Source organism: Exiguobacterium sp. s46 (assembly GCF_018618875.1).
Lineage (GTDB): Bacteria > Bacillota > Bacilli > Exiguobacteriales > Exiguobacteriaceae > Exiguobacterium_A > Exiguobacterium_A abrahamii.
In genome coordinates, this window is record NZ_JACSMY010000001.1 from 1,850,680 (window position 1) to 1,874,576 (window position 23,897).

A 23,897-nucleotide genomic window follows, 5' to 3' on the forward strand; every position below is an offset into this window, starting at 1 on the left:
CCCTATCTTTTCGGTATTCTATGGGATGTCAAAAGATGTACGGTGCCGGGTCGACTGCATTCGGTTGTCCGACCGCCCACTCTCCCTTATGCAATTCGAAATGCAGATGCGGTCCTGTCGACCAGCCGGTTGAGCCAAGCGTCCCGACCGTTTGACCAGGCATGACCGTTTGTCCCGCCGACACACTGATTGAGTCAAGATGCGCATAGACGGTCGTATAGACCTGTCTGTCAATCAAATGCGTCACCATGACGACATTCCCGTAACCGGTCGCACTACCAGCACGAAGGACGATCCCACCAGCTGCCGCATGAATCGGCGTCCCTTTCGCGTTGACGAGATCGATGCCCGTATGCAACTCCGGTTTCCCTGTCAATGGATTATTCCGCGGACCAAATGGTGACGACACATAACCTTTGACTGGTAAGTGGAATGGTCGACTGACGTCGACATCTACACTAGTATCCGGTGTTGCACTTGGCGTCTCGGTCTCAGGAACCGACGTCTCTGTTTTTGGTGTCTCTGCTTTCGGTGCTTCTCCTTGTTTCTGTTCCTGCGCCGCTGCCTCTCGTGCAGCTTCAGCAGCTTCTGCGGCTTCCGCTTGACGCTTGGCTTCTGCTGCCCGTGCGGCTTCTTCGGCTTTACGTTTCGCTTCTTCTTTTGCTTTCCGTTCGGCTTCTTGCAGAGCGATCAATTCGTTTTGAATCAGACGACGCTGATCCGCGAGGATTTCCGCCTCTTCGGCTTTCGAGAACTGCTCTTGTTGCAGTTCCTTGACCTTCGTGTTCAACTGGACGACGAGCTTTCGTTTCAAATCAGACTCCGCGATGATCCGTGTCTGAAGCACGAGCAACTTCCGTTGTTCCTGTTTCATGCTCTCCAGTAATAACGCTTGTTCCGAGCGCTGTTCGTTCAGCTGCTTGACGTTCGCCTTATAGGCTTGCAAGACATTATCATCTTGCTTGATGATCTCGCTGACCGTACTGAAACGCGAAATCAAATCACCAAAATCCTTTGCGTCGAGCAGGACTTCGATGTATTTGACGTCTCCTTTTTGCTGGACGGCACGCAATCGGCTTCCGAGCAAATCTTCTTGCTGATGCAGTTCCTTCAACGTCTCGGAAATCGCTTCTTCCGTCAGACGCAATTGTTCCTTAGATGCAGCAACAGCCGCTTGTTGATCGGCTATTTTAAGCGCTAAATCATCCAAACGGCTGTTGACTTCATTCAGTTGCGCACGGGCTTCCTTGCGCTCCTGTTTCGTCAAGATTAACTTCTCTGATGTCTGATTCTGTGATCGTTCCGTCTCTTTCAGACGACTTTCGACCTCCTGTTGTTCCTTCAGCAAATCTTCTTTCGACGTGGCATCAACGGACACACTAGTTCCAATCAAAGCTAAGCTCAGGACGGCAGAATAGAATCGGACTTTCATGAGAAGCATCTCTCCTCTATTTTATTTTTGAGTGAATCACTTAAATCTTCAAGAAACGACCGAGTGATGTCGTTGATCCCCATACACCAATAAATGCACCGAGTCCGAGTAGAATCAAGACGACTTGTGCCGACAGTTCACCTGGCGGAATCAGCGAGAAGATTCCCGCATTCACGGTAGCAAGTTGCGGTTGGATCGCGTTGTATGAGACTTCGTAACCGAAGTAGACGACAACGATCGGGATGATGGCACCTAATATGCCCATCAATAATCCTTCGACGAAGAACGGTGCACGGATGAATCCGTTTTTCGCTCCGACGAGGCGCATGATCTCGATTTCCCGGCGACGGGAGAAGATCGTGACTTTGATCGTGTTCGAAATGAGGAACATTGCCATGAATGTCAAGCCGACGATCAGGATGATTCCACCGATCCGAACTCCTTCAAGGAAGTTAAACATCTTTTTAACATAGTCCTTACCATATTCGACACTATCTACATTTTCCATTTTTTTGATGGAATTTGCAAGTGTTTCTGTCTCTTTTGGTGAGGTAGCTTTGACGATATATCGGTCGTGAAGTGGATTATCCTTTTCAACCGACTGATAAGCTTGTGAGCCTTCGCCAAGTTGCTCCTTGAAGCGGTCCAGTTCTTCTTCTTTCGAACTATAACGAACAGAGTTGACACCCGGCATCTGCTTGAGGGAGTCACCCACTGCATCAATCTTCGACTGGTCTGCTTCTCGTTCGACGAACACTTGGATTTCAACGTCTTTTTCAACGTTATCGGAAATCTTGTTGACGTTGAACATGAGCATTGCGAATATTCCTACGAGAAGTAAAGTAACGGTAACAGCACTGACAGAAGCGAATGTCATCCAGCCGTTCCGGACGAGACCTTTTGCCCCTTCCCGTAAATGACGGAATCCATTAAACTTCATAGCCGTACATTCCTTTCTCTTCGTCTCGGACGATTTTTCCTCCGTCGATCGCTAAGACACGATGACGCATCTTGTTAACGATGTCTCGGTTGTGTGTCGCCATTACGACCGTTGTCCCACGGCGATAAATTTCTTCGAATACTTCCATGATCTCCCATGCTGTATCCGGGTCCAGGTTCCCAGTCGGCTCATCGGCGATGACGAGTGACGGACGATTGACGATGGCTCTCGCGATCGAGATCCGTTGTTGTTCGCCCCCAGATAATTCGTCCGGATAGTTGCGCTCTTTATGCTTGAGCTTCACGAGATCGAGGACCTCGAGAACTTTCTTCCGGATTTGCGATTTGTCTTCTCCTACGACTTCTAGCGCGAAGGCGACATTTTCATAAACCGTCAATGACGGGAGTAGTTTAAAATCTTGGAAGATGACGCCGATTTGGCGACGAAGTTCGGGGATTTGACGGTTCTTCAGCTTACCGACTTCGATTCCTTTAAATAAAAATGAACCGCTCGTTGGTTTCTCTTCGCGGTACATCATTTTCATGAATGTTGATTTACCCGCACCCGACGGACCGACGATATAGACGAATTCGCCTTGATTGATCGTCAAATCGACCTCACGGAGTGCCGTGACGCCGTTCGGATAAATCTTACTGATTCGTTGCATCTTGATCACGTACTTCACATCCTTACTTATTTACTGATGCTGAATGGATAGGTCCAAAAACCTACCGACCACCATTATAACAGGGACAAAATTGAACGCACATTACAATCAAATGTCATTTCAGGCGATTATACCACAAAAAAGAGGCACGAATGACGAACACATGTCGTGTGTGTCATCTCGTACCCCATCATATCCCATAATTACTTTTTCTCAGCGAGCCAGTCAGCAACGGCAACGATTTCTTCATCCTCTTTGAGGATTCCAGCAGGCATTTGCCCTTTCCCGTTTTTGATGATCTCTTGAATCTCTTCTGAAGAGTACTTCGAGCCGACCTTCGTCAGGTTCGGTCCGACATTTCCTTCAAGGTTGTTCCCGTGACACGATGCACAGTTGTTCGCGAAGATTTTTTCCGCATCGACGGCTGTTTCCGTCTTTGACGAATCATCGTTCATCGTCGACTCTTCCTTCGTGCTTGACGAATCGCTAGAGCTTGAGTCGTCACTACCACCACATGCTGCGAGCGCAAGTGTCGTCCCTAATCCTAACGCGAGTAACAAGTTTTTCAGCTTCATCCGGATATCCCCCTCTATAAGTATCTAAGTAAACGCTTCTGACCTAGTTAGAGTATAACCGTTATCCGGAAGAGTTAAGCGTGATTTCACAAAAACTTCACGAGTTCGGAACAATTACGGCACATTCCGGTAGCGTTTGTCGTCCGTAAAACCAAGTCCCAGTACTTCATGGGCTTCACTGACGACGAGGAATGCCGATGGATCAATGTGTTTGACGATCTCTTTAAGCGTCGTGATCTCCCCTTGACGGACTACGACCATCAACATCGGTTTCCGTGTCCGTGTGAACGCACCTGCCGCCTCGATCTCCGTCGCCCCACGATCGAGCGTCTCGAAGATTTCCTTCACTAACGCTTCCCGTTGATCGGAGATGATATAAGCGAGCTTGTCGTTCGTGATCCCAAGCTGAACGACGTCGATCATCTTGATCGTGATGAATAATGCAACGAGCGCATACAATCCAATCTCGAGCGAAAAGATCGTCGCCGCACTGATGACGATCGTTCCGTCGAGCAAGGCGATACAGAGATGAAGCGGCAATTTCGTGAAGCGATGCAAAATTTGCGCGATCAAATCCATTCCCCCAGTCGACGCTCGTCCCCGGAAAATCAGACCGAGTCCGATCCCGACACCGGCGCCGCCGAAGATCGCGGCAAGCATCGGATTCATCGTCGCAGCCGGAACATCGAACCGTTCGTAGACGAGGATGACGACCGGTAAAAAGATTGAACCGACGAGTGATTTGACACCAAAGCCCATCCCGAGGATCATCCACCCGATCGCCAGCAAGACGACGTTCGCGACGAGCTGGAACAAGCCTGGTGAGATACCGAACAAATCGTTCAAGACGATTGATAAGCCACTGACGCCTCCTGAGGCGAGTTGATTTGGTGCTAAAAATAAACTAAAGGCACTTGCGACGAACAAGGACCCGATTAACAAATACGCATAATCGCGCACGACTTCCTGACGCGTCGATGTCATGACATTCCATTTCCCCTTATCGATTGATTCTCGTGTTTCATTTTAGCGGAAAAGTCAGACAACGACTAGATAGGCGGAACAACTCACAGTGTTCCCTTTATACCGCACTAAAGGGCGGACTGTAGCGGACGATGCCGCTAACACCACGCAACCCATTTCGTTCAAGCGCAAGAACGAGAAAGACCTCTGGCGGAACGGGGAACGGCGGCTGAATATCATAGTCGATCGCCCGTTCGAAACCGAACTGTGGATAATAGCTGTCGTGACCAAGCACGACAATGTGTGATTCGCCAGCATCCCGCGCATCCTCAATCACTTGACGGATCAATTCAGAGCCGATGCCCTTTCGTTGCCACGCAGGAAATACGCCGACCGGTGCCAAGGCAAGCGACGGGATGTCATCGATATGGATCCGGCTCAAGAGAACATGACCGACGATTTCCCCTTTGTCGGTCACGGCGACGCGACCGAAGACCGGTTGCGCCGCTTCGTCCTCGCGTAACGCATCAACGAGGTTCGCTTCGTTTGGTTGCTCGAACGCTGCTTCATGGACAAGCCGGATTCCCGCTGCATCCTTAAAGCCTTCTTTACGAATAATCATCAGCTATTGCTCCCTTCGAGTGGTTTCGTTGCGAAAAGCGTGAACTCGGACGGGATATTCTCACCGTTCCAGCCACGATGCTCGTCGAACCGTTCTAATGTGAAACGTGTCGCGATGACGCCGTTTAAGATCTCGCTCAGCGTAAAATAACGGACGGAGACGTCCGGAAAATCGGTTTGTTCCGCGTCCGTAAAGTGCGTCTTGTACGCCAAGTCACCCGCTTGTACCGCTTGATCAAAATAACGCGGTGTATATGTTAAGTCCGCATCAATCCAGCGTCCGACCGGATGGAAGTCACTAAGGATCAACTGTCCACCGGGCTTCAACATTGTAAACAGAATCTGCAGAAAACGCTCGAGATCCGCAAAATAATGCAAAATGCCACCTTCTAAGTAGAGGAGATCAAACGTATCGCGATATCGTTCAAGATCGATCGCATAGAGATCGCCGACGACATAGTGGATTGATGTCTCAGCATGGTGCGCCAGTTCAAGCGCATACTTGGCATTCTCCTCCGAGATATCAAACACCGTGACGTCCGCCCCGAGTAACGCTAACGGCACCGCCTTGCGTCCGTTCGAACCACAGATGTTCGCGATCGTCTTCCCGGCGACGTCTTCGAAATGACGACGATGTTTCTTCAAACATGCGGCGGGATCTTGTTTGATGATTGCAGCATATTCCGCCGGTGTTCCGTCGCGTTTCTCCCAAAAATCATACGCCCGGTACTCCCACGCTTGTTTGTTGATCCGACTTTGCTCCTGCATCACTGTTCCCCCTTTGACGGTCAAAAAACCAGTCGAACATCGTCCGACTGGTTGATTGTCTTACATATTCATCAGACGGAGGTACGCATCGATGAAGCCCATGATGTCACCATCCATTGCTCCTTGCGTGTTCCCGACTTCATAGTTCGTCCGGTGATCCTTGACCATGCTGTATGGGTGGAAGACGTACGAACGGATTTGGCTACCCCATGCGATATCCGATTTTTCACCGCGGATCTCGTCGAGTTTCTTTTGTTGCTCTTCGATTTCGCGTTGGTAGAGTTTCGCTTTCAACATTTTCATTGCTGCTTCACGGTTTTTGATCTGCGACCGTTCTTGTTGACAGGAGACGACGACGCCTGTCGGAACGTGTGTGATCCGGACAGCCGAGTCCGTCGTATTGATGTGCTGACCACCGGCACCAGAGGCACGGTACGTATCGATCCGCAAATCTTCCGTACGGACTTCGATGTCGATGTCATCGTTGAATTCCGGCATGACGTCACACGAAACGAACGATGTATGACGGCGACCTGACGAGTCAAACGGTGAGATCCGGACTAAACGATGGATCCCTTTTTCGGCTTTTAAGTATCCATAGGCATTGTGCCCTTGAATACGGAGCGTGACTGATTTGACACCCGCTTCATCACCTGGTTGGTAGTCCATCGTTTCGACTTTCCAGCCTTGCTTGTCGCAGAAACGTTGGTACATCCGAAGTAGCATCGATGCCCAGTCTTGCGACTCGGTCCCACCCGCACCTGGGTGTAACTCGAGGATCGCGTTGTTTGCGTCATACTCGCCGTTCAAGAGAATTTGAAGTTCGAAGTCTTCGAACTTCTTCTTGAGATCGCCAAGTTCTGACTCGAGCTCTTCTTGAAGATCCGCATCCGGCTCTTCCTTGATCAATTCGTACGTCAAAGCAACGTTTTCGTGACCTGCTTCGAGTTCTTTGTATTTGTCGACCATCGCTTTTAAACCGTTCGACTCATCGATGACTTTTTGTGCCGATTCCTGGTTGTTCCAGAAGTCTGGGTACGTCATCTCGTTTTCAAGTTCTTCGATCCGGGCGATCTTCGACTCGAGGTCGAGTGATGCCTTATATTCGTCGAGTTTCTTTTCCATCCACTCGGCGGTGTTGCGAATTTCTGCTAATTCCATGTGTTCCACCTTCTCTTTCCGTGAAAAGAGGCAGGAATCTCCTGCCTCTCTTTCAGTCGATTCATCACTTATGCCTGACGGCCGTGACAGTTCTTATATTTCTTACCGGATCCACACCAGCACGGATCGTTGCGTCCGATTTGGTCGTTTGGATTTTTCCGGACCGGCTTTTTCTTGACCGCTTTGTCTTCCTTACCCGAAACGGCGACTTCGTCTTGGACGACTTTTTCGCGTTTGAGGTTTGGATCGAGATCTGCACGAAGGACGAATTGTGTCACTTCTTCAGCAATCGCAGCGTTCATCGCATCAAACATCATCGAACCTTCCGATTGGTATTCACGGAGCGGGTCGTTTTGACCGTATGCCCGGAGGTGAATCCCTTCACGGAGTTGATCCATTTGATCGATATGGTTCATCCAGTGTTGGTCAACGGCACGAAGAACGATGACTTTTTCGAACTCATCGAATGCTTCGGCTGGTACTTCTGACCGTTTGTGCTCGTAGTGTGCGAATGTCCGCTCTTTGAGCAACTCGATGATTTCTTCGCGTTCTTTTCCGAAGAGGTCGCTTTCCGTGACCTTCTCTTCGATCGCGAGCGTCTGGTTTGCCCACTCCGCAAGCGCACCGATGCTCCACTCTTCCGGAACGAACTCGACCGGCGTGTACTGATGGACGCCTGCTTCGATCGTCTGCTCGATCATCGGACGGACGATATCTGACACGGAGCCCGCATCAAGGATCGCTGCCCGGTCCGCGTACATGACTTTCCGTTGGTCCGCCATGACGTTATCGTAGCCGAGGACTTGTTTCCGCGCATCAAAGTTGTTGCCTTCGACGCGTTTTTGAGCCGATTCAACGGCACGAGACACCATCCGGCTCTCGATTGGTTGTGAATCATCCATTCCGAGACGATCCATCATCGATTGCAACGAATCAGAACCGAAACGGCGCATCAATTCATCTTCAAGTGACAGATAGAATTGTGATGCCCCTGGATCTCCTTGACGACCAGCACGACCACGAAGCTGGTTATCAATACGGCGTGATTCGTGACGTTCTGTTCCGAGGATGAAGAGACCGCCTTTATCTAAGACACCTTCACCAAGCTTGATGTCGGTACCACGACCGGCCATGTTCGTTGCGATCGTGACTGAGTTCGCTTGACCCGCGTTCTCGATGATTTCTGCTTCACGCGCGTGGTTCTTCGCGTTCAAGACTTCGTGACGGATGCCACGTTTCTTGAGGATATTGCTGAGTAACTCCGACGTCTCAACGGCAACCGTACCGACGAGGACAGGCTGCCCTTCGCGGTGGGCACGTTCGATTTCGTCTGCGACGGCAGCGAACTTCCCGTTCATCGTCTTGAAGATTAAGTCCGGCATATCGTTTCGGACGACTGGTTTGTTCGTCGGAACCGGTACGACGTGCATGTTGTAGATGTTACGGAACTCTTCTTCCTCCGTCTTCGCTGTACCCGTCATCCCGGCAAGCTTCGTATACATCCGGAAGAAGTTTTGGTACGTGATCGTCGCAAGCGTCATCGATTCGCGTTGAATCTCGACGCCTTCCTTCGCTTCGATTGCTTGGTGCAGACCTTCCGAGTAACGACGCCCTTCCATGACACGACCTGTGAACTGGTCGATGATCATGACTTCGTCTTCACGAACCATATAGTCGACGTCACGATGCATGACGGCATTTGCTCGCAGCGCGAGGCTCAAATGATGGTTGAGTGAGACGTGCTCAAGACCGAACAGGTTATCGATGCCGAAGTATTTCTCGGCCCGGTCGATCCCTTGCTCCGTCAACAGAACACTCTTTGTTTTGATGTCGACTGTGTAGTCTTCATCTGCTTTCATGATTTTCGCGAATGCATCCGCTTGCGAATAGAGCGCTGTCGATTTCTCGGCAGACCCTGAGATGATGAGTGGTGTCCGTGCTTCATCGACGAGAATTGAGTCGACTTCATCGACGACAGCGTAATGGAGCGGTCGTTGAACACGGTCTTCTTTATAAAGGACCATGTTGTCACGCAAGTAGTCGAAACCGAACTCGTTGTTCGTTCCGTACGTGATGTCACAGCTGTAGGCTGCTTGTTTTTCCTGACGTGACATGCTTGAGAGATTCAAGCCGACCGATAGACCAAGTGCCGCATAAAGAGGCTCCATGATGTCACGGTCACGTTTTGCGAGATATTCGTTGACGGTAACGACGTGAACGCCGTTGCCAGCGAGGGCATTCAAATACACAGGGAGTGTTGCAACGAGCGTTTTACCTTCCCCGGTCTTCATTTCAGCGATGTCCCCGTTGTGCAGGACATATCCACCGATCAACTGAACGCGGTAGTGGCGCATGCCGAGAACGCGTGTCGAAACTTCGCGACAGACGGCGAAAGCTTCCGGTAAAATATCATCTAAGTCTTCTCCGTCAGCGAGACGCTCACGGAATTCAACGACTTTTCCTTCGAGTTCTTGATCCGATAACGCACCGATTTGTGCCTCGAATGCTTCCACAGCGTCTGCTGCTTTTTCGGCTTTCTTCAGGACACGTTTTGTTGGTGCAAATAATTCTTTTAGAAAATTAGCCATGCCTTACAGTCCCCTTACTTCGAACGATTCTTTGAACGAACAGAATTCCGAGATTTTTCCTTTATTCAGTGTACCGAATACGACGTCAAATTTCAACAAGCGGACCGAGTAGCGGTCTCGGTCTTTCGTCATAGAGCAAACGTACCTTGTTTAAAAATAGTTTTCCATCATATCAAAAAGGGACTCGCCCGTAAGAGCGAGTCCCTGTTGCATTCATTATTCTGGTTCAATCAAACCGTAACGACCATCCTTACGACGGTAGACGACGTTCGTGTTGCCCGTTTCTGCGTCTGAGAAGACGAAGAATGCGTGTCCGAGCATGTCCATCTGAAGAATCGCTTCTTCCGTGTCCATTGGTTTGAGTGTGAAACGCTTCGTCCGAACGAGTTCGAGTTCTGCCTCGTCCTCTTCATAGACTGGCGCTTCCGCTTCCGGTCCTTCGAGCGTTTTGAAGTACTCTCCGATGCCGCCTTCTTTAGCGCGTCCTCTCCGGTTCAACTTCGTTTTGTGTTTCCGGATTTGACGTTCGAGCTTATCGACGACGAGGTCGATTGCTGCATACATATCGCCATTGATATCCTCTGCACGGAGCAAGAGGTTTGGCATTGGAATCGTCACTTCGACTTTTTGCTTCTCATTGTTGACTTTGAGATTGACATAAGCCGTTTGCGCTTCCGTAGGAGTTGTAAAATAACGAGTTAACTTTTCAAGCTTTTTCTCGACGTAATCCTTGAGAGCATCTGTGACGTCCAAGTTTTCACCGCGAATGTTGTAGATCATGTAAACTCCTCCTTAAGTAACCGGTTGAACCTATGAATTCGAGATGCTTCAGTCGTTTCCTTCTGAATATTCGAAATTCTTTGGTTCGTTTTTATTATAGCACGATAAGTGAAGGAAGACCATGAAAACGATGACATTGTCATGAACGTTCACTTCGGTTCTTAGCGTACGATAATATTGAAGCATGTTGATGTTAACGTATATACCCGTTTTATTCGAACTCAAAACAAAAACCGCTTTTAGGCGAATAGCCTAAAAACGGTGGCGGCTGCTATTGGATTAGATCTTTGAAACGTTCGCAGCTTGTGGACCACGATCGCCTTCAACGATTTCAAATTCCACTTCTTCGCCTTCTTCAAGCGATTTGTAACCATCGACTTGAATCGCTGAGAAGTGTACGAATACGTCTTTCGCGTCAGACGTCTCGATGAAACCATAACCCTTTTCAGCATTAAACCATTTTACTTTACCTTGTTCCATTCGAATTCACGTTCCCTTCGCAAACCAGAGTTCGAGAGCAAGCTCTCTACGGCTTAGTCTATCAAAAGAAGGAATTATTGACAATTAAAAATTCTGATTAATTTGAATTCAATCTTAAAAATGAATAATATTCCCTACATATTGGTCTATATTTTAAAAAATTACGTTGTCATTACAGTTGTATTATTGTATTATATCGTTAGTAATTACCTATTTTATCCATTGTCCTATCTTAAGGAGGATGTAGTCGAATGCGACCATTCCATAATGACGAAAAGTATCGAATCACGAAACGGACGGTGGCGATTCTCCCGTGCTACGACATGATGAAGCAATCCATCATCGTACTCGAGGATGGCTCGACCATCATGACACCGCTTCGACCGTATCAACTACTGCAGCTTTCCTGCAGGCAATACAACAGTTCTATCGAAGAACGCATCGTGACAGCAAAACGTGTCGCATCTGTAAAAGGAAAAGTACCAGTCGTCATTGAACCGACACTTGGCCTCGTGTTTTTCCCAACGAAATCACCGAAACGTGATGATTGCGAGTGGTACGCTTGGAGCCACATGTCCGAAGTCATCGAGGAAGACGGACAGACGAAGCTCAAGACTCGTAATGGCATGATCCTTCCCGTAAACGCCTCTCCTTACATCGTCCGCAACCAAATGAAAGCAACTGGCGAGCTGATGGCTCGTTATCAACAATTGAACGCGATGACATTAGAGGAACGCTTTAATGCAATCAAATCTTAAGCAGTGACCGTAAAAAAATCAGGGTTGGGCGATGAATTCGCTCAATCCTTTTTGGTTTCTGCCGATATATAATGAGATGACAGTTTTAAAAAACAAGGAGGCTTCTCGATGAACATCCAATTGAACCCGGCACGTCCGGCGCAATCCCCTGGTCAGACGCCGCTTTCGGAGACGAAGACCTATAAAGGTACGGTCCTTGAGCAGACCGGTCCACATACGGCTCTCGTCCAGGTCGGTCGGGATAAGATCGAGATGACCTTCACGGGCGACGTCCCGACAGGTGATTTCCAGTTCAAGGTCAAAGGACAGACCGCAGAAGGTTACTTGATCGAACAGCTGACACCCGCGACACCGGATGCGGAAACCCCACCTGTCCTGTCCGTTCCGTCAAATGTTGATCCTGCTTTGCTAGAAGGCGTGCCGGCTGAACTAAAGCAAGCCGTTGCGAAGTTACTCGCAAGCGGTCAACTGCCGCAGACACCGGAAATCGTCGCTCAGCTCGTGACGGCATTGCAAGGCACGTACAAGAACTTAGCACTCGAACTCGTGTCGCGACCGGACACGACACTGCCCGTTGACGCCGACGTCTTGATCGCGAGTCTCCTCGCGACGACGGAAGATTATCCGGACGTCCTGCCGGAACGAGACGCCTTAAAGGAGCAGCCGACGTTCGAAAAAGCCGTCGCGCTTGACGTCGCTCGCGTCACACTACCGACGCAACACGAGATCGAGACAGCGTCGCCCTTGCATATCCGGCAATACATCGAACACCTACCAGCGGAAAAACGCCCGGCACTCGTCGCTACGCTCGAACGAGGCGATGTCGAAACAGTCCGCAAACAGCTGACGCCTTATTTTCCGCAAGCGCCGCTTGAGCCGAAGACGAGCGTCCGCGAGCAATTAATTGGTCTGACAGCACGTGCGGGGCAAACGACACCGGTCCGTTCCGCCTTGACGCTTGTCCGCGAAGTGACGCCACGGCTCGCTGAGATCACGAACGATTTCAAGAGCCAACAGCGAACAATCGTCTCGCAACTCCGGCAAATCGAACCGCTCGTCGAGACACGTCCGGTCCAGATGGTCGCCGTCATCGAGAGCACGGCGCAACGCTTAAAACAAGTCTTCCAGCAAACAGATGCCTTACTGCATACCTCGATGAAGGATGAAAAACAGTTGATTCATTTCTTATCGAAACTTGAACGGGGCGCGGAACTGGCGCTACTCGGACGTGGAACAGAGGCAAAAGCCGTCTTACAGGAAGTCCGGGTCGCTTTTGAAGCCTTCCGCTATGCGCCAGCGAACGTCCGTCCGACTTACTTACCGGAGATGCAAGGACTGCCGCCACAAGCACCGTCTTTACAAGCGCAGACTGCAACAAAAGCTGTTCCATATGAGCCGCAACAGAACAGTCCCCGCCTCTTGCAAGAGACCGTCCAAAAGACGCTCCAGCTCCAGACGGCGGAACTGAAACTGAGTACACCGGCAGCGAATCCGGAAGCCGCCAAATTGCAGACATTCCTTGCAGCGCAACAGCAAGTCAATAAACCGGACAGCCAGCAACAGTTGAACCAGATTCTGCTCGCCTTACCGGTCCAACTCGTCGAAGCGACGGCGGGACTCCACGTTCACTTGCAAAATAAACGCCCGGACGAAGTGATCGACTGGGAAAACAATACGTTATATGTCCAGCTTAATACGCCGCGCCTCGGTGAGATTGGTGTCCGCGTTGAGACCGTCAACCGAAAGATGCAGATCACGATTGAAAATGATTTCCCGGTTCTTGAACAACTGGCGACCCCGTTCCTCGAGCGGACGACGGATGCCTTGCAAGCAACTGGTTACCAGGACGTCCGGATCCAGTTCCGTCCATTCACGCGTGAGCAAGTGACGGAGACCGTCAAGCAAGACGAGACGCCACGTGGCTACGACTACCGTATCTAAAAAGGAGAGACCGTTATGTATCAGAAAATCGATTTAACCGGACGTAAGACGGCTGCCGTCCTCCGCTACGATGAAGCATCCGGTCAAGCACCGGTCGTCGTCGCTCGGGCAAGCGGTCAAGCTGCCGATCGCATCCTCCAAGAAGCACGGGCAAACGGCGTCGTGATTGAACACGATACGTCTCTGCTTGGTCACTTACTTGATCTCGACCTCGGGACGGCGATTCCGCCGCAATTATACGACGTGATGGCAGAACTGCTCTTATTAATCGAAGAACTCGACAACGCGAAAGGACGGCAAACATGACAGAACAAGAACTCTACGCGATGACCCCGCAACAGCTGACGGAAGTCATGCTGACGGGGCTCGTCCTCCAATATGATCGCGCCACGATTGCGCGTGACGCGAACCGCTTTGACGAAGTCAACGAACGTTTACAAAAAGCCTATCAGTTACTCGACAAACTGCAGGCGGGACTGCATGACGACGGTGGCATCATCACCGCACAACTCGACGCGCTCTATCACTATCTTGCCGAGCAGACGTTACAGGTCTATAAGACACCAAGTATCTTAGACGAATTGCTCGAACTGGCAGAAGACTTACGCGTCACATGGCAAGCGGCGCAGACCGTCGATCGACCGCTCGTGCGCGCCGCACATCATCAACGATATGAAGGGATGGAATACGAATGAGAATCACGAATAACGTCCAAGCCTTGAAGGCTTATCGCAACCTCAGCATCAACCAGACGAACGTCAAGACGACGATGGATAAACTATCGAGCGGTCAGAAGATCAACCGAGGTGCGGATGATGCAGCTGGTCTCGCGATCTCAGAGAAGATGCGTAATCGCTTGAAGGCACTTGATAAAGCGGAACAGAATGTCCTCGATGGTGTCTCGATGATTCAGACGGCTGAAGGCGGCTTGAGTGAAACGCATAATCTGTTGCAACGGATGCGGGAACTGTCCGTCCAAGCTGGTAACAGCACGTTAGCAACCGAAGACCGGACAGCAATTCAAGAAGAGCTCAACCAGCTGACGAATGAAGTCTCGCGGATCGCGAAGACGACGCAGTTCAACGGCAAAGAACTGTTGAGTGGTAAGTTCAACGATGCCGACAGTGCCCTGTTCATCCAAACGAATGCGGGAGCCAACGAAGGCATCTCGATCACGATTGACGACATGCAAGCCCTCGCGATCGGCGTCAGTTCAACGACACAAGCTGATCCGTCAATCCGTCCGCTTGATTTCCCTAGCGGTAGTGCACCTGAGTATGCCCTTAGCGTCATGACGGCAACGGACGCGAATGACGCGATCAGCCGGTATACGAAAGCAATCGATACAATCTCCCAGCAACGGGCACAACTCGGAGCGATCCAGAACCGCTTCGAAGCGACGTCATCCGTCCTCAGTGTCAGCGTCGAGAACTTGACGGCGTCGGAATCACGGATTCGCGACACCGATATGGCACGTGAAATGATGGAATATGCGAAGTACAACATCCTCAATCAATCGGGGATGGCAATGATCGCTCAAGCGAACGCCCTACCGCAAGGCGTCTTACAATTACTCAACTAAGGAGGCAGACCCGATGGATATCCGCCGCATCCAAGAAACGCAACGACTCCAGTCCTTAAAAGGTGGTCCGCGTGAAGTCGAGGCGTCGACGACCTTCTCTGCCTTGATGCAGGAGAAGCGCGACCACAGAGGTTACGAGCGCTTGCAACAAAAGCTCGCCCTCGTCGAAGAACACGGACAACTGCTCGCTGAGAGCCAGACGATTGAGCACCTTGAAAGCTATAAAGAAAAAATCAAGGACTTCTTAAAAGATGCCCTCGACCAATCGCAACAACTCGAAGAGAAGCGCGGCTTTAATCGCCGTGGTCGGACGAAGATCTATAAAGTCGTCGAACAAGTCGATGCGAAGCTCCTGCAGTTGACGGATACGGTCATCTCTGGTGAGTCACGTCGTCTCGATATCCTCGACCAAGTCGGCGAGATCAAAGGCATGCTCGTCAACGTCTTCGTGTAATCTAGAATTAGAGGAGTTCCCCTACATGCCAGACTTATATCTTAAAAAGTGCACCTGCCCATACTGCTTGAAAACGACGGAGACGAAACGTGTCCTGTCGCGACATATCCGTGTCGCTTCGACCGACTTTGATGGTTTCATCCGTCATCAAGGCGTCAATGTCTATCTCTATGAACCGGTCCAGTGTAGCCATTGTCGGTTTTTCTTCCACGAGTCGTTCGGAAAGTTATCGCCGGACGTTCGAGCGACCTTACAAGATCATATCCTGCCGACGCTTCCTGTCTTACCGTTTGCTGGTACGGAGCGGACGATCGAGCAGGCGATCCAGCTCTATAAGCTTTGTCTCTACACGGCTCAAGTGACGGAGCAAAAGCCAGCGATCCAAGCAATGCTCGGCGTTCGTCTGTCCTGGTTGCATCGCTTAACCTGTCAACAGAACGAAGAACAACTTTGGGCGAGTCGAGCGATTGAGAAATATGTCTCTCTTTACGATAACTACACGTCCGTCAAGGAGAGCGGGATTCCAGAAGACGTCCTCCTGCTTCGGATCGCGGACCTATATGCTGTGACGAAAGACAAAGACACGGCCCGTCTTTGGTACAGTCGGTTGTTCCAAAGTAAGACAGCGACCGACAAAATCAAAAAAGACACACGCATCCACTGGGAATGGGTGCAAGAGCAGGACTGATCCTTGTTCGTCATCAGACGGGACAAGGATTTTTTTCACCGCTCGTCGAAAAGAGCCAACACACTGTTTCAGGAAAGGAGGTCCGCGATGCGAACAACGTTACCGATTCTTTATTTACTGATCACCTACGGGCTGATGCTACTTGTCAGCGGAACACCGTTCGTTCCGCTGGTCGCTGTTCTTGCGACGCTACTTGCTGTGACGTTCGTCGCGATTCAAGCCAGGCGTTGGTTCTTCCCGAAGCACTCAGAACGCTCGGTCGGCATCGCGATTCTCTTATTCGCAAGTGGTCTCTGGATCAACTTTATCCTGACCTTCTTCCCGCATCCGCCGGAAGTCGACTCTGTTGCCAACTTGACGTTGACTGCCTTTTTGATATTGACCGCTATCGCCTTTGCCCGATTGATCGACTGGTCTTCGATTCGTCAGGCACGGTTACTCTATATTGACGGTGTGCTCTTATTCGGGATGGTCTTTGTCTTTGGTTATACGGTCATCTTGCGTCACTTACCAACGTTCGCCCGCTCCGATATCGAATTCGTCGCCATGCTCGGCTACGCGATCAGTTTCATTGCGCAGTTGTTCTTCTTTTTGATTTTGTATGCGACAGGACTCCGTGGACCGATCCACAGACGACTGATTCAGGCGATGATGGTATTCATCTTGGCGAACTTAGGTTATTACACATTCTTCATTCGTGATGAGTTGACGTTCGCTGCTTGCTTCTTCCCGCTCTATGCGGTCAGTTTGTTTGAGCTAGCTGTCTACTTTAAGGACGTGCCACCGAAGCAACCGGCACGCGACCGACTCGGACGACCGTATTTGCCGTATATCAGTCTGCTCGTTCTGTTGACGGGCATCACGTTCCTTCCGATGGCGCAGGATGTCTACTTCCCGACGCTAATCATCTTGTTCTCATTGTTTATGTTCCGGCAATTTTTCTCCGAACGTCTCAATCGTCAGTTACTAACGGAACTCGAGACGTTCGAAGTCGATTTGACACACCGAATTGACCGCCATACAACGCAACTCGAACTCCGGAAGGAAGAGTATCGCCGCCTGTTCCTAGCCCACCCACAACCGATCATTCGTTTCGACGGCAATGGGCATGAGAAAGCGATGAACCCAGCAGCAGAACGTTACTTCCCGCACGGTTACGTTCCTGATGCCTTGGTCGATCAATTGATTGCGGCATTTCTGAAACTCGAGACCGGTGAAAAACAATTGCTAATGCGCCCCGTCGACGGACGGACGTTCGAAGTGACGTTGATTCCAATTCCCGGTGAGCCTGATTTGTACGTCATTCTGTCCGACCTAACAGAAGCCTTATCGCAAGAAAAATGGCTGCAGGAACTCGGCTATCACGATGCCTTGACAGCACTTCCGAATCGCCGTTACTTCGAGGATCACCTTGGAGCGCAGCTCGCAACCTTAACCGAAGGATCGCTTCTATTCATTGATCTCGACGGCTTTAAGCAAATTAATGACCGTTACGGTCACGACGCCGGTGACTACGTCTTGCAGGAGACAGCACGGCGCTTACAGCTCGATTTAACGCAGGATGATGTAGCAGCTCGACTCGGTGGAGATGAATTCATCGTTTTCCTCGCCCGCAGTCGTGCGGAGACGATCACCTACGCTGAGAACGTCCTCCTTCGCTTGAATGATCCCTTCTTCTTTGACGCGACCGCGATGCAGGTCACGCCGTCAATTGGTATCGCTCGTTATCCCGAGGATGGGCGGACGACGAGTCTCTTATTGATTCGCGCCGACGAAGCGATGTACACCGTCAAACAGGAAGAGAAGAACGCCTACCGCTTTAAATGAACGGCAAAATGCCCTGTCCAAGTAAATGGACAGGGCATTTTTTGTCATGAGCTTACGACTCACGACGATATTTTTCTTCTTCATAGGCATCCGGTGCATCGGAGACAGGGCGTTCGAACTCTTCCCATGATTCCGATTCGACGTCCGGTTCAATGAACTGATCGTACGAGCCGTCCGATTGGAAATACGGCTGCGGTACGGGGCGTTTCTTGTCTTCCCGCTTGGTCACGAAAGATCCCTCCCTCACACAAGAAAGTTACTGACGAGAATCAAAATACGGTGAAAAACTATGATCGACTTCTTCGTACGGATCAACGTACGATTTACGACTCGTTTGCGTCTGACGCAACTGACTGATTTGTACCCCTAATTTAGCCGTTTCTGCTGATAATTTCAAGTCGATTTTCCGACTATCAGTGACGAGTTCCTGAATGACGGCTTGATTGGCACCGGCTAGTAGATTCGAGTGTGCCGCAATGAAGGCTTCTCGTTCGTTCAGCAAACCCTGAATCTTCTCGATCCATTCGTCATATGTCTCTTCACTCGGGGTTTGATCAAGCAGTTCAATCAATCGTTTCGTCTTTAGGCGAAGCGGATCGAGCGGACTCATCGTTGCCGCGCGAGTTTCATCGCTTCTTTCCACGTCTCGCGGAATTCTTCCGCAAAGCCAATCACTTCGTCGATTGCCACCAAATCGTTTTTGACGTTGGCATCGATTAAGCGTGTTTGCATATAGTCATACAAACTGTTCAAGTCTTTTGATAAGGCAATTGATTGATTGAGCGTCAATTGCAACTCGCTGATGATGGCTTGTGCCTTTTGGATATTCGTATTTTTTTGTTCGATCATCTTCTGTTCGATGGCACGTTTTGCAAGCATCGAGAATTTGATCAGTCCTTCATATAACATCAATGTTAAGTCTTGAGGTAACGCTGTCGTTACCGAGTTCGTCTGATACGTAGCATAAGGGTTCATTCGCGTTTCCTCCTTTTTATTGTCCTTGTCCGAGATAACCAGCAAGCGTCGCCGACTGACTATTCGCCTGGTTCATTGCTTGTTCCATTGCCGCAAATCGGCGATAGTAACTATCTTCTTTTCGTTTTAGCTTGTCTTCCCACGACAGCATGCTTTTATCGAGATCAGCGAGAGACTTGCCAAGTCGATAAGTTGTCGCAACCGCTCCGTCACGCCCAGCGACTCCAGAAATCTTATCGCGGAGTGTTGTTGCGAATCCTTGAATCTGACGAACGAATCCATCGAGTCCATTCGGATTCGGAATCGTATTCCCTTGCGCGTCCTTCGTGGGCTCCGGCGCATCAGCGGTGAATAGCTTATAGACACCTTCTGGCTGTTCTTCGAGCATCTTTTTCAATTTCGTTTCGTCGATTTTTAGTTTCCCACCATCTCGGAAATCACTCGTTGAAGTGATTCCGATTTGCGACATATACTGAAGCTGAATTGTATCCGTTCCTGACGTATATGAATAACCGGTATCAATTTTTGATGAGATCGCACTGCGGAACTGATTCATGCCGTCTTGTAAGTAGCTATCGTTTTTGAGGACACCACTCATTGCCTTTTCTTCCCACTTCTTGACTTCGTCCTCGCTGAGTTCCTTGCGCTGAGCATCCGTCAATGGTTGATAATCACGATACTTTTCTTCACGAACTTTCTTGTTCATCTTATCAATGACGTCGTTATACTTATCAACGAAGTTCTTAATCGAATCAAAGTTTTTCTGTGTGTCGAGTGTCGTATTGATCGTCGTTGCCGTCGTCGCGACGTTGTTTAACGTGATCGTCAGACCGTTCTGCGTGAACGTATTCGTTGTCTGCTCAAGTTGTTGTCCACCTATCGTATATTTGGCATTCTGTCCTTCACGACCGAATGTACCGTCTTGTGAATTCACCTTCGCAGTATTATCTGATGCATCGACGATCGAAATGTCGGCACCGTTTGGATTCAAGTTACCGGTACTTGTTTTCGTTAAAACGAGTTTCCCTGTTAAATCATTGAAAACAGCGTTCATCCCGAGACTTGTTTTACCGTTGATTGCCGCTGTTAAGTCAGAGATTTTTTGTGTTGCGTCAAGCTGCAATGTCTCAGTTACCGCTTTACCTGTCGCATCGAAGGTATTGATTTGGACGTTGATTTTGCCATTCGCATCTTTCGTGAATAATCCACTCTCTTCAAGTGTTGCATCACTTTTCTTTCCGCTTGCTGCGACCATAGTTACCGAAGCCGCACTAGCCAGTTGATCAATACTGTCAATTGTCACACTACCAGATGATGCTGCTGGACTTGCTGTTACCGTCAATGCCGTCGGATTTGAACTCGTAACCGTCTTCGATTGATAGTTCTTCGACAACAGCATATCGCTTGCAGCTGTTCGGAAATCAAGTAATGCCCGGTTCATCTCTCGGTACGCATCGCGTTGCCATGTCAATGTCTGTTTCTTTTGCGATAATCGATCGACCGGTGCTCGCTCCGCCTGCATTAATTGTTTAATCATCGTTTCGGTATCAATTCCACTCGCAAGACCACTCAGTCGAATGCCTGCCATCCAATCAGCCCTTTCCGTTAAATCCGTTTATCGATCAATTGATTAAATTCCATGAAGGCCGCGAAAAAATCAAGTTCCTTTTTACTCGGAATCTCTTGCACGACGTTATTATTCGTATCGACAACTTGAATATAAAATTCGTTTAGTTTTTCATGTTTGACAAACTTCAAACCCGTTCGTTGAAGCTCAAGTTTGATGTTTGCTTGTTCCATTGCTGTTTCAAGTTTTGTAATATGCTGTGGTGTCGGTAGGACAACGACTCCTTCTTCTGCTAGCGCTTCCTGATTCGCTTCCACAAACACATTCCGTGTCGCTTCGTACGGTAGGACGTTCGAAGGTAGATGAAGGCGAATTTCCGTATTAATGGAATTCATAGTCGGTCACTCCTTTTTCTTCTCTATGTAGTATATCGGCTAAATCGGATATTTTATAAGTATTAATTTAAGGAACTTGATTTCCGGGTAAAAGGAACATATGTTTCTATAAAAAGGAGGGACATTAATGCTATTGCTAAACAAGCTATCAGCTTCACAACAAGCTATTTTATTAGCTAGTATTCTCGGAGATGGAGAAATCACAAAGTGTTATCCCGGTTCTAGACGAAAGAACAATAGTTATCGTGAACACTTCGGAGAGTCACAGCGATTTTATCGAGAATGGAAGCAACAGCAACTTCCTGATTTGCTTTATATCCGCCAAAACAACTTAGTTTCGCGCTCACTTCCTTTACTTACGGAACTTTATCCTTACTTTTATCCTTCTGATCAAAAAGATATTCCCTTCGACTTACTTCCTTTATGTAACCATCCACTTTTCTTATTGACCCTTTATCTTGACGACGGTTCATTGATTGTCTCAAAGCGCCTTACATCTAAACAACAACTGATTGTTTCTCCTACAATCGCGCTTTATCTTCAGTCTTTCCCCAAACACTCATTAACACTCTTTTGTGAATGGTTAAATCATAATTTTCGACTTCATTTTAGAGTAGCCAAAACGTCAAATGGTTCCGGATATTTCCTGCGAACAACTCGTTTTGAAGATACGATGCAATTTCTTGATTATTTGACACCTTATGTAAATGAGTTACCTGATTTTTCGTATAAACTCGATTGGCAAATTCGAATGAAGCAAATACAACAGGATTATCCCCATGTAAAAATCGTAAGTACAAAACCCAATCAGTACTTTAGTGCATCAGAAATCGAACAACTAATGACTGACACGGCAAATCAAGTTCCTGTATCAGAAATCGCTCAACGCTTAAATCGGTCAACATGGTCAGTCTACGCTAAACTCAATGCCATAAAAAAAGGTCACGGAACGAGTCCGTGACCTGAACAATCGATATGTGCCAATTACGATTAACGGAGTAATTGGAGAACGCCTTGCGGCTGTTGGTTCGCTTGCTACGCGCATTAGCTTTCGCTAATGATAAGACTATATCTTCATCCTAGATTTACTAGGAGCTGGGCACTTCCCCCGCCGTTTACGGAGTACGGATTTCATAACCATCGGATAAATCCATTAGGTCGTCTATCCTAGTCGTTGAACCTTCACCAAGGTTTCCCTACAGGTGCTTGGCTGCTGATTGTCCAATCCTTAATGTTTTTCAAAACGGTCACGCTCGCCGTTTCCAGCCACGTTGTCGTACATCAAGGCTCTCAGGAGTTCCAGCAATTCACCCAGTCATGATCTAATCCGTTACCAGATTAGACGCCCGGTAGAATCAATCATCGAAGGAGTTGAAGAACACCCTGCGGAGTTTGATTCGATTGAGCCAACATTGCTTGTGCAGCTTGTGCAAGAATCGAGTTCTTTGTTTGGTTCATCATTTCTTTTGCCATGTCAACGTCACGAACGCGTGATTCAGCCGCTGTTAGGTTTTCAGAAGATGTTTTGAGGTTGTTGATTGTATGCTCGAGACGGTTTTGGTTTGCACCGAGTTTCGAACGTTCAGCAGAAACACTGTCAATCGCAGTCTGAATTTTAGTAACAGCTGCTCCCGCATTAACTGCACTTGATACATCAAGTGCATTTTCTGCTGGAGTGTTATTTGTACCGTCCGTAACAGTATTAGCAGTAGTGTAACCAGTACCTGATCCAGTGATACCTAAAGCAGCAGCACGCATATCAGTGAACTCAAGTGTCATTGTTTGATTTTCGTTTGCACCAACCTGAGTAGAGAACGTTGATTTAGCTCCACTTGCTGGAGTTGTTGTTGCCGTATTCAATGCTTGTGTCCATGAATCTCCAGTTGCTACACCAGTTGCTGTTGAAGTTTCGATTTGCATTCCTTTATAAGTGAATGTAGTACCAGTAAGCGTTACATCACTTGCTCCACCATCCACAGACCAACCAGTTGCTGTTTTTTCGATAGTAAGAGTTTCGTTGGCAGTTCCTGTAAACGTTCCTGAAATTTGAGCTTCAGCTGTAGCTGTATTTCCTGCTGTTGCAGTCATGTTAGCTGCTGTAGCAATTGTTGTTGCAGGTGTTGTTGTAGCAGCCGAACCAGCAACAACATTACCAGAAGTAGCATTTAGTAATTTTTGACCGTTGAATTCAGTAGTATTACCAATCCGGTTAATTTCACTAGTCAATTGGTTAACTTCTTTTTGAATTTCACCACGATCTGAAGTTGTGTTTGTATCGTTACCAGCTTGAACAGCAAGTTCACGCATCCGCTGAAGGATATCGTGCGTTTCGTTCAATGCACCCTCAGCTGTCTGAATCATTGAGATTGAGTCCTGTGCGTTACGTCCAGCTTGATCAAGTCCACGAACCTGAGCACGCATTTTTTCAGAGATTGCAAGACCAGCTGCATCGTCTCCTGCTTTGTTGATACGAAGACCTGAAGCCAATTTCTCCATTGATTTGCTTTGTGCTGCAGTAGCTGCAGACAATTTGTTGTGCGTGTTAAGCGCAGTTACGTTGTGATTGATAATCATTGTAATTTCCCTCCATAGGATTAATTTTTCGTCTCTTTGAAGATCCGTCTTCTCCGAGATGTGCCCCCTGGCCGGCCCAAGGGTGACACGATGGATTGAGTCGATGACTGCTTCCACCTTATATATCGTCGTACGCTCGAAATGTTTAACAACTTTCTTCA

The 23,897-nt window shown here is 48.8% G+C and carries 27 protein-coding genes; 9 read left to right on the top strand and 18 right to left on the bottom strand.

Annotated elements, in window-relative coordinates; translation table 11 throughout:
* Positions 1-28: 28 nt before the first annotated feature.
* The 12 genes from KNQ08_RS09660 to KNQ08_RS09710 all read right to left on the bottom strand — a co-directional run bounded on the left by KNQ08_RS09660 (position 29) and on the right by KNQ08_RS09710 (position 10,975).
* On the bottom strand, positions 29-1,432 hold the full coding sequence (locus tag KNQ08_RS09660; protein WP_214805378.1) for a M23 family metallopeptidase: 1,404 nt from the start codon (positions 1,430-1,432) through the stop codon (positions 29-31).
* Between the two features lie 40 nt (positions 1,433-1,472).
* Positions 1,473-2,372 (bottom strand): permease-like cell division protein FtsX, encoded by a 900-nt coding sequence (gene ftsX / locus KNQ08_RS09665; RefSeq protein ID WP_058704575.1) that lies wholly within the window; start codon positions 2,370-2,372, stop codon positions 1,473-1,475.
* Positions 2,362-3,048, bottom strand: coding sequence for a cell division ATP-binding protein FtsE (gene ftsE, locus KNQ08_RS09670; RefSeq protein WP_029342495.1), 687 nt, complete (start codon positions 3,046-3,048; stop codon positions 2,362-2,364). The genes ftsX and ftsE overlap by 11 nt, the downstream gene beginning before the upstream one ends.
* A gap of 194 nt (positions 3,049-3,242) precedes the next feature.
* Positions 3,243-3,614, bottom strand: a complete 372-nt coding sequence (cccB, locus tag KNQ08_RS09675) for a cytochrome c551 (RefSeq protein WP_208796364.1) — start codon at positions 3,612-3,614, stop codon at positions 3,243-3,245.
* 114 nt (positions 3,615-3,728) lie between these two features.
* Entirely contained in the window at positions 3,729-4,598 is an 870-nt protein-coding gene (locus KNQ08_RS09680; RefSeq protein ID WP_023469242.1) for a YitT family protein, read from the bottom strand.
* Positions 4,599-4,695: 97 nt separating this feature from the next.
* Positions 4,696-5,199, bottom strand: coding sequence for a GNAT family N-acetyltransferase (locus KNQ08_RS09685; protein WP_214805379.1), 504 nt, complete (start codon positions 5,197-5,199; stop codon positions 4,696-4,698).
* Positions 5,199-5,966, bottom strand: a complete 768-nt coding sequence (locus tag KNQ08_RS09690) for a class I SAM-dependent methyltransferase (RefSeq protein WP_214805380.1) — start codon at positions 5,964-5,966, stop codon at positions 5,199-5,201. Before KNQ08_RS09690 ends, KNQ08_RS09685 begins: the two co-directional genes overlap by 1 nt.
* Positions 5,967-6,026: 60 nt before the next feature.
* Positions 6,027-7,127 (bottom strand): peptide chain release factor 2, encoded by a 1,101-nt coding sequence (gene prfB / locus KNQ08_RS09695; RefSeq protein WP_023469245.1) that lies wholly within the window; start codon positions 7,125-7,127, stop codon positions 6,027-6,029.
* Between the two features lie 68 nt (positions 7,128-7,195).
* A complete protein-coding gene (gene secA, locus KNQ08_RS09700; RefSeq protein WP_214805381.1) occupies positions 7,196-9,715 on the bottom strand; it encodes a preprotein translocase subunit SecA in 2,520 nt (839 codons plus the stop codon).
* A 3-nt stretch (positions 9,716-9,718) separates the two neighbouring features.
* A complete protein-coding gene (locus KNQ08_RS16975) occupies positions 9,719-9,847 on the bottom strand; it encodes a hypothetical protein (protein ID WP_255343755.1) in 129 nt (42 codons plus the stop codon).
* Between the two features lie 84 nt (positions 9,848-9,931).
* Positions 9,932-10,495, bottom strand: a complete 564-nt coding sequence (gene hpf, locus KNQ08_RS09705; RefSeq protein ID WP_023469247.1) for a ribosome hibernation-promoting factor, HPF/YfiA family — start codon at positions 10,493-10,495, stop codon at positions 9,932-9,934.
* Between the two features lie 279 nt (positions 10,496-10,774).
* The gene (locus KNQ08_RS09710) at positions 10,775-10,975 is read right to left on the bottom strand and encodes a cold shock domain-containing protein (RefSeq protein ID WP_023469248.1); all 201 of its coding nucleotides are present in this window, start codon (positions 10,973-10,975) and stop codon (positions 10,775-10,777) included.
* Positions 10,976-11,226: 251 nt separating this feature from the next.
* Between KNQ08_RS09710 and KNQ08_RS09715 the strand changes: the two genes are divergently transcribed.
* The 8 genes from KNQ08_RS09715 to KNQ08_RS09750 all read left to right on the top strand — a co-directional run bounded on the left by KNQ08_RS09715 (position 11,227) and on the right by KNQ08_RS09750 (position 18,225).
* Positions 11,227-11,733, top strand: a complete 507-nt coding sequence (locus KNQ08_RS09715) for a competence protein ComK (RefSeq protein WP_029342501.1) — start codon at positions 11,227-11,229, stop codon at positions 11,731-11,733.
* Between the two features lie 108 nt (positions 11,734-11,841).
* Positions 11,842-13,674 (top strand): hypothetical protein, encoded by a 1,833-nt coding sequence (locus KNQ08_RS09720; RefSeq protein WP_214805382.1) that lies wholly within the window; start codon positions 11,842-11,844, stop codon positions 13,672-13,674.
* A 15-nt stretch (positions 13,675-13,689) separates the two neighbouring features.
* Positions 13,690-13,980 (top strand): EscU/YscU/HrcU family type III secretion system export apparatus switch protein, encoded by a 291-nt coding sequence (locus KNQ08_RS09725; protein ID WP_214805383.1) that lies wholly within the window; start codon positions 13,690-13,692, stop codon positions 13,978-13,980.
* The gene (locus KNQ08_RS09730) at positions 13,977-14,369 is read left to right on the top strand and encodes a flagellar export chaperone FliS (protein ID WP_214805384.1); all 393 of its coding nucleotides are present in this window, start codon (positions 13,977-13,979) and stop codon (positions 14,367-14,369) included. Before KNQ08_RS09725 ends, KNQ08_RS09730 begins: the two co-directional genes overlap by 4 nt.
* Positions 14,366-15,256: a flagellin N-terminal helical domain-containing protein gene (locus KNQ08_RS09735; RefSeq protein ID WP_214805385.1), complete on the top strand. Its 891-nt coding sequence runs from the start codon at positions 14,366-14,368 to the stop codon at positions 15,254-15,256. Before KNQ08_RS09730 ends, KNQ08_RS09735 begins: the two co-directional genes overlap by 4 nt.
* 13 nt (positions 15,257-15,269) lie before the next feature.
* Positions 15,270-15,710 carry a YaaR family protein gene (locus tag KNQ08_RS09740; protein ID WP_214805387.1) on the top strand — a complete coding sequence of 147 codons (441 nt, stop codon included), beginning with the start codon at positions 15,270-15,272 and terminating at the stop codon, positions 15,708-15,710.
* Between the two features lie 25 nt (positions 15,711-15,735).
* On the top strand, positions 15,736-16,398 hold the full coding sequence (locus KNQ08_RS09745) for a DUF2225 domain-containing protein (protein ID WP_214805389.1): 663 nt from the start codon (positions 15,736-15,738) through the stop codon (positions 16,396-16,398).
* A gap of 87 nt (positions 16,399-16,485) precedes the next feature.
* Complete coding sequence (locus KNQ08_RS09750; protein ID WP_214805390.1) at positions 16,486-18,225, top strand: sensor domain-containing diguanylate cyclase; 1,740 nt, start codon at positions 16,486-16,488, stop codon at positions 18,223-18,225.
* A 52-nt stretch (positions 18,226-18,277) separates the two neighbouring features.
* Here the strand turns inward: KNQ08_RS09750 and KNQ08_RS09755 are convergent, their stop codons facing one another.
* From KNQ08_RS09755 to KNQ08_RS09775, 5 genes are read right to left on the bottom strand one after another with little or no spacing between them, the layout of a single operon-like run.
* Positions 18,278-18,454, bottom strand: a complete 177-nt coding sequence (locus KNQ08_RS09755; RefSeq protein WP_169738097.1) for a hypothetical protein — start codon at positions 18,452-18,454, stop codon at positions 18,278-18,280.
* Between the two features lie 27 nt (positions 18,455-18,481).
* Positions 18,482-18,835, bottom strand: coding sequence for a hypothetical protein (locus tag KNQ08_RS09760; protein WP_214805392.1), 354 nt, complete (start codon positions 18,833-18,835; stop codon positions 18,482-18,484).
* Positions 18,832-19,200 (bottom strand): flagellar export chaperone FliS, encoded by a 369-nt coding sequence (gene fliS / locus KNQ08_RS09765; RefSeq protein WP_035410054.1) that lies wholly within the window; start codon positions 19,198-19,200, stop codon positions 18,832-18,834. The genes KNQ08_RS09760 and fliS overlap by 4 nt, the downstream gene beginning before the upstream one ends.
* A gap of 16 nt (positions 19,201-19,216) precedes the next feature.
* Positions 19,217-20,788, bottom strand: a complete 1,572-nt coding sequence (fliD, locus tag KNQ08_RS09770) for a flagellar filament capping protein FliD (protein ID WP_214805394.1) — start codon at positions 20,786-20,788, stop codon at positions 19,217-19,219.
* A 17-nt stretch (positions 20,789-20,805) separates the two neighbouring features.
* Positions 20,806-21,162: a flagellar protein FlaG gene (locus tag KNQ08_RS09775; protein ID WP_214727750.1), complete on the bottom strand. Its 357-nt coding sequence runs from the start codon at positions 21,160-21,162 to the stop codon at positions 20,806-20,808.
* 127 nt (positions 21,163-21,289) lie between these two features.
* On the opposite strand from KNQ08_RS09775, the gene KNQ08_RS09780 reads away from it, so the two are divergent.
* Complete coding sequence (locus tag KNQ08_RS09780) at positions 21,290-22,123, top strand: endonuclease (protein WP_214805396.1); 834 nt, start codon at positions 21,290-21,292, stop codon at positions 22,121-22,123.
* Between the two features lie 398 nt (positions 22,124-22,521).
* On the opposite strand, the gene KNQ08_RS09785 is transcribed toward KNQ08_RS09780, so the two are convergent.
* The gene (locus KNQ08_RS09785; RefSeq protein WP_214805398.1) at positions 22,522-23,736 is read right to left on the bottom strand and encodes a flagellin N-terminal helical domain-containing protein; all 1,215 of its coding nucleotides are present in this window, start codon (positions 23,734-23,736) and stop codon (positions 22,522-22,524) included.
* Between the last annotated feature and the right edge of the window lie 161 nt (positions 23,737-23,897).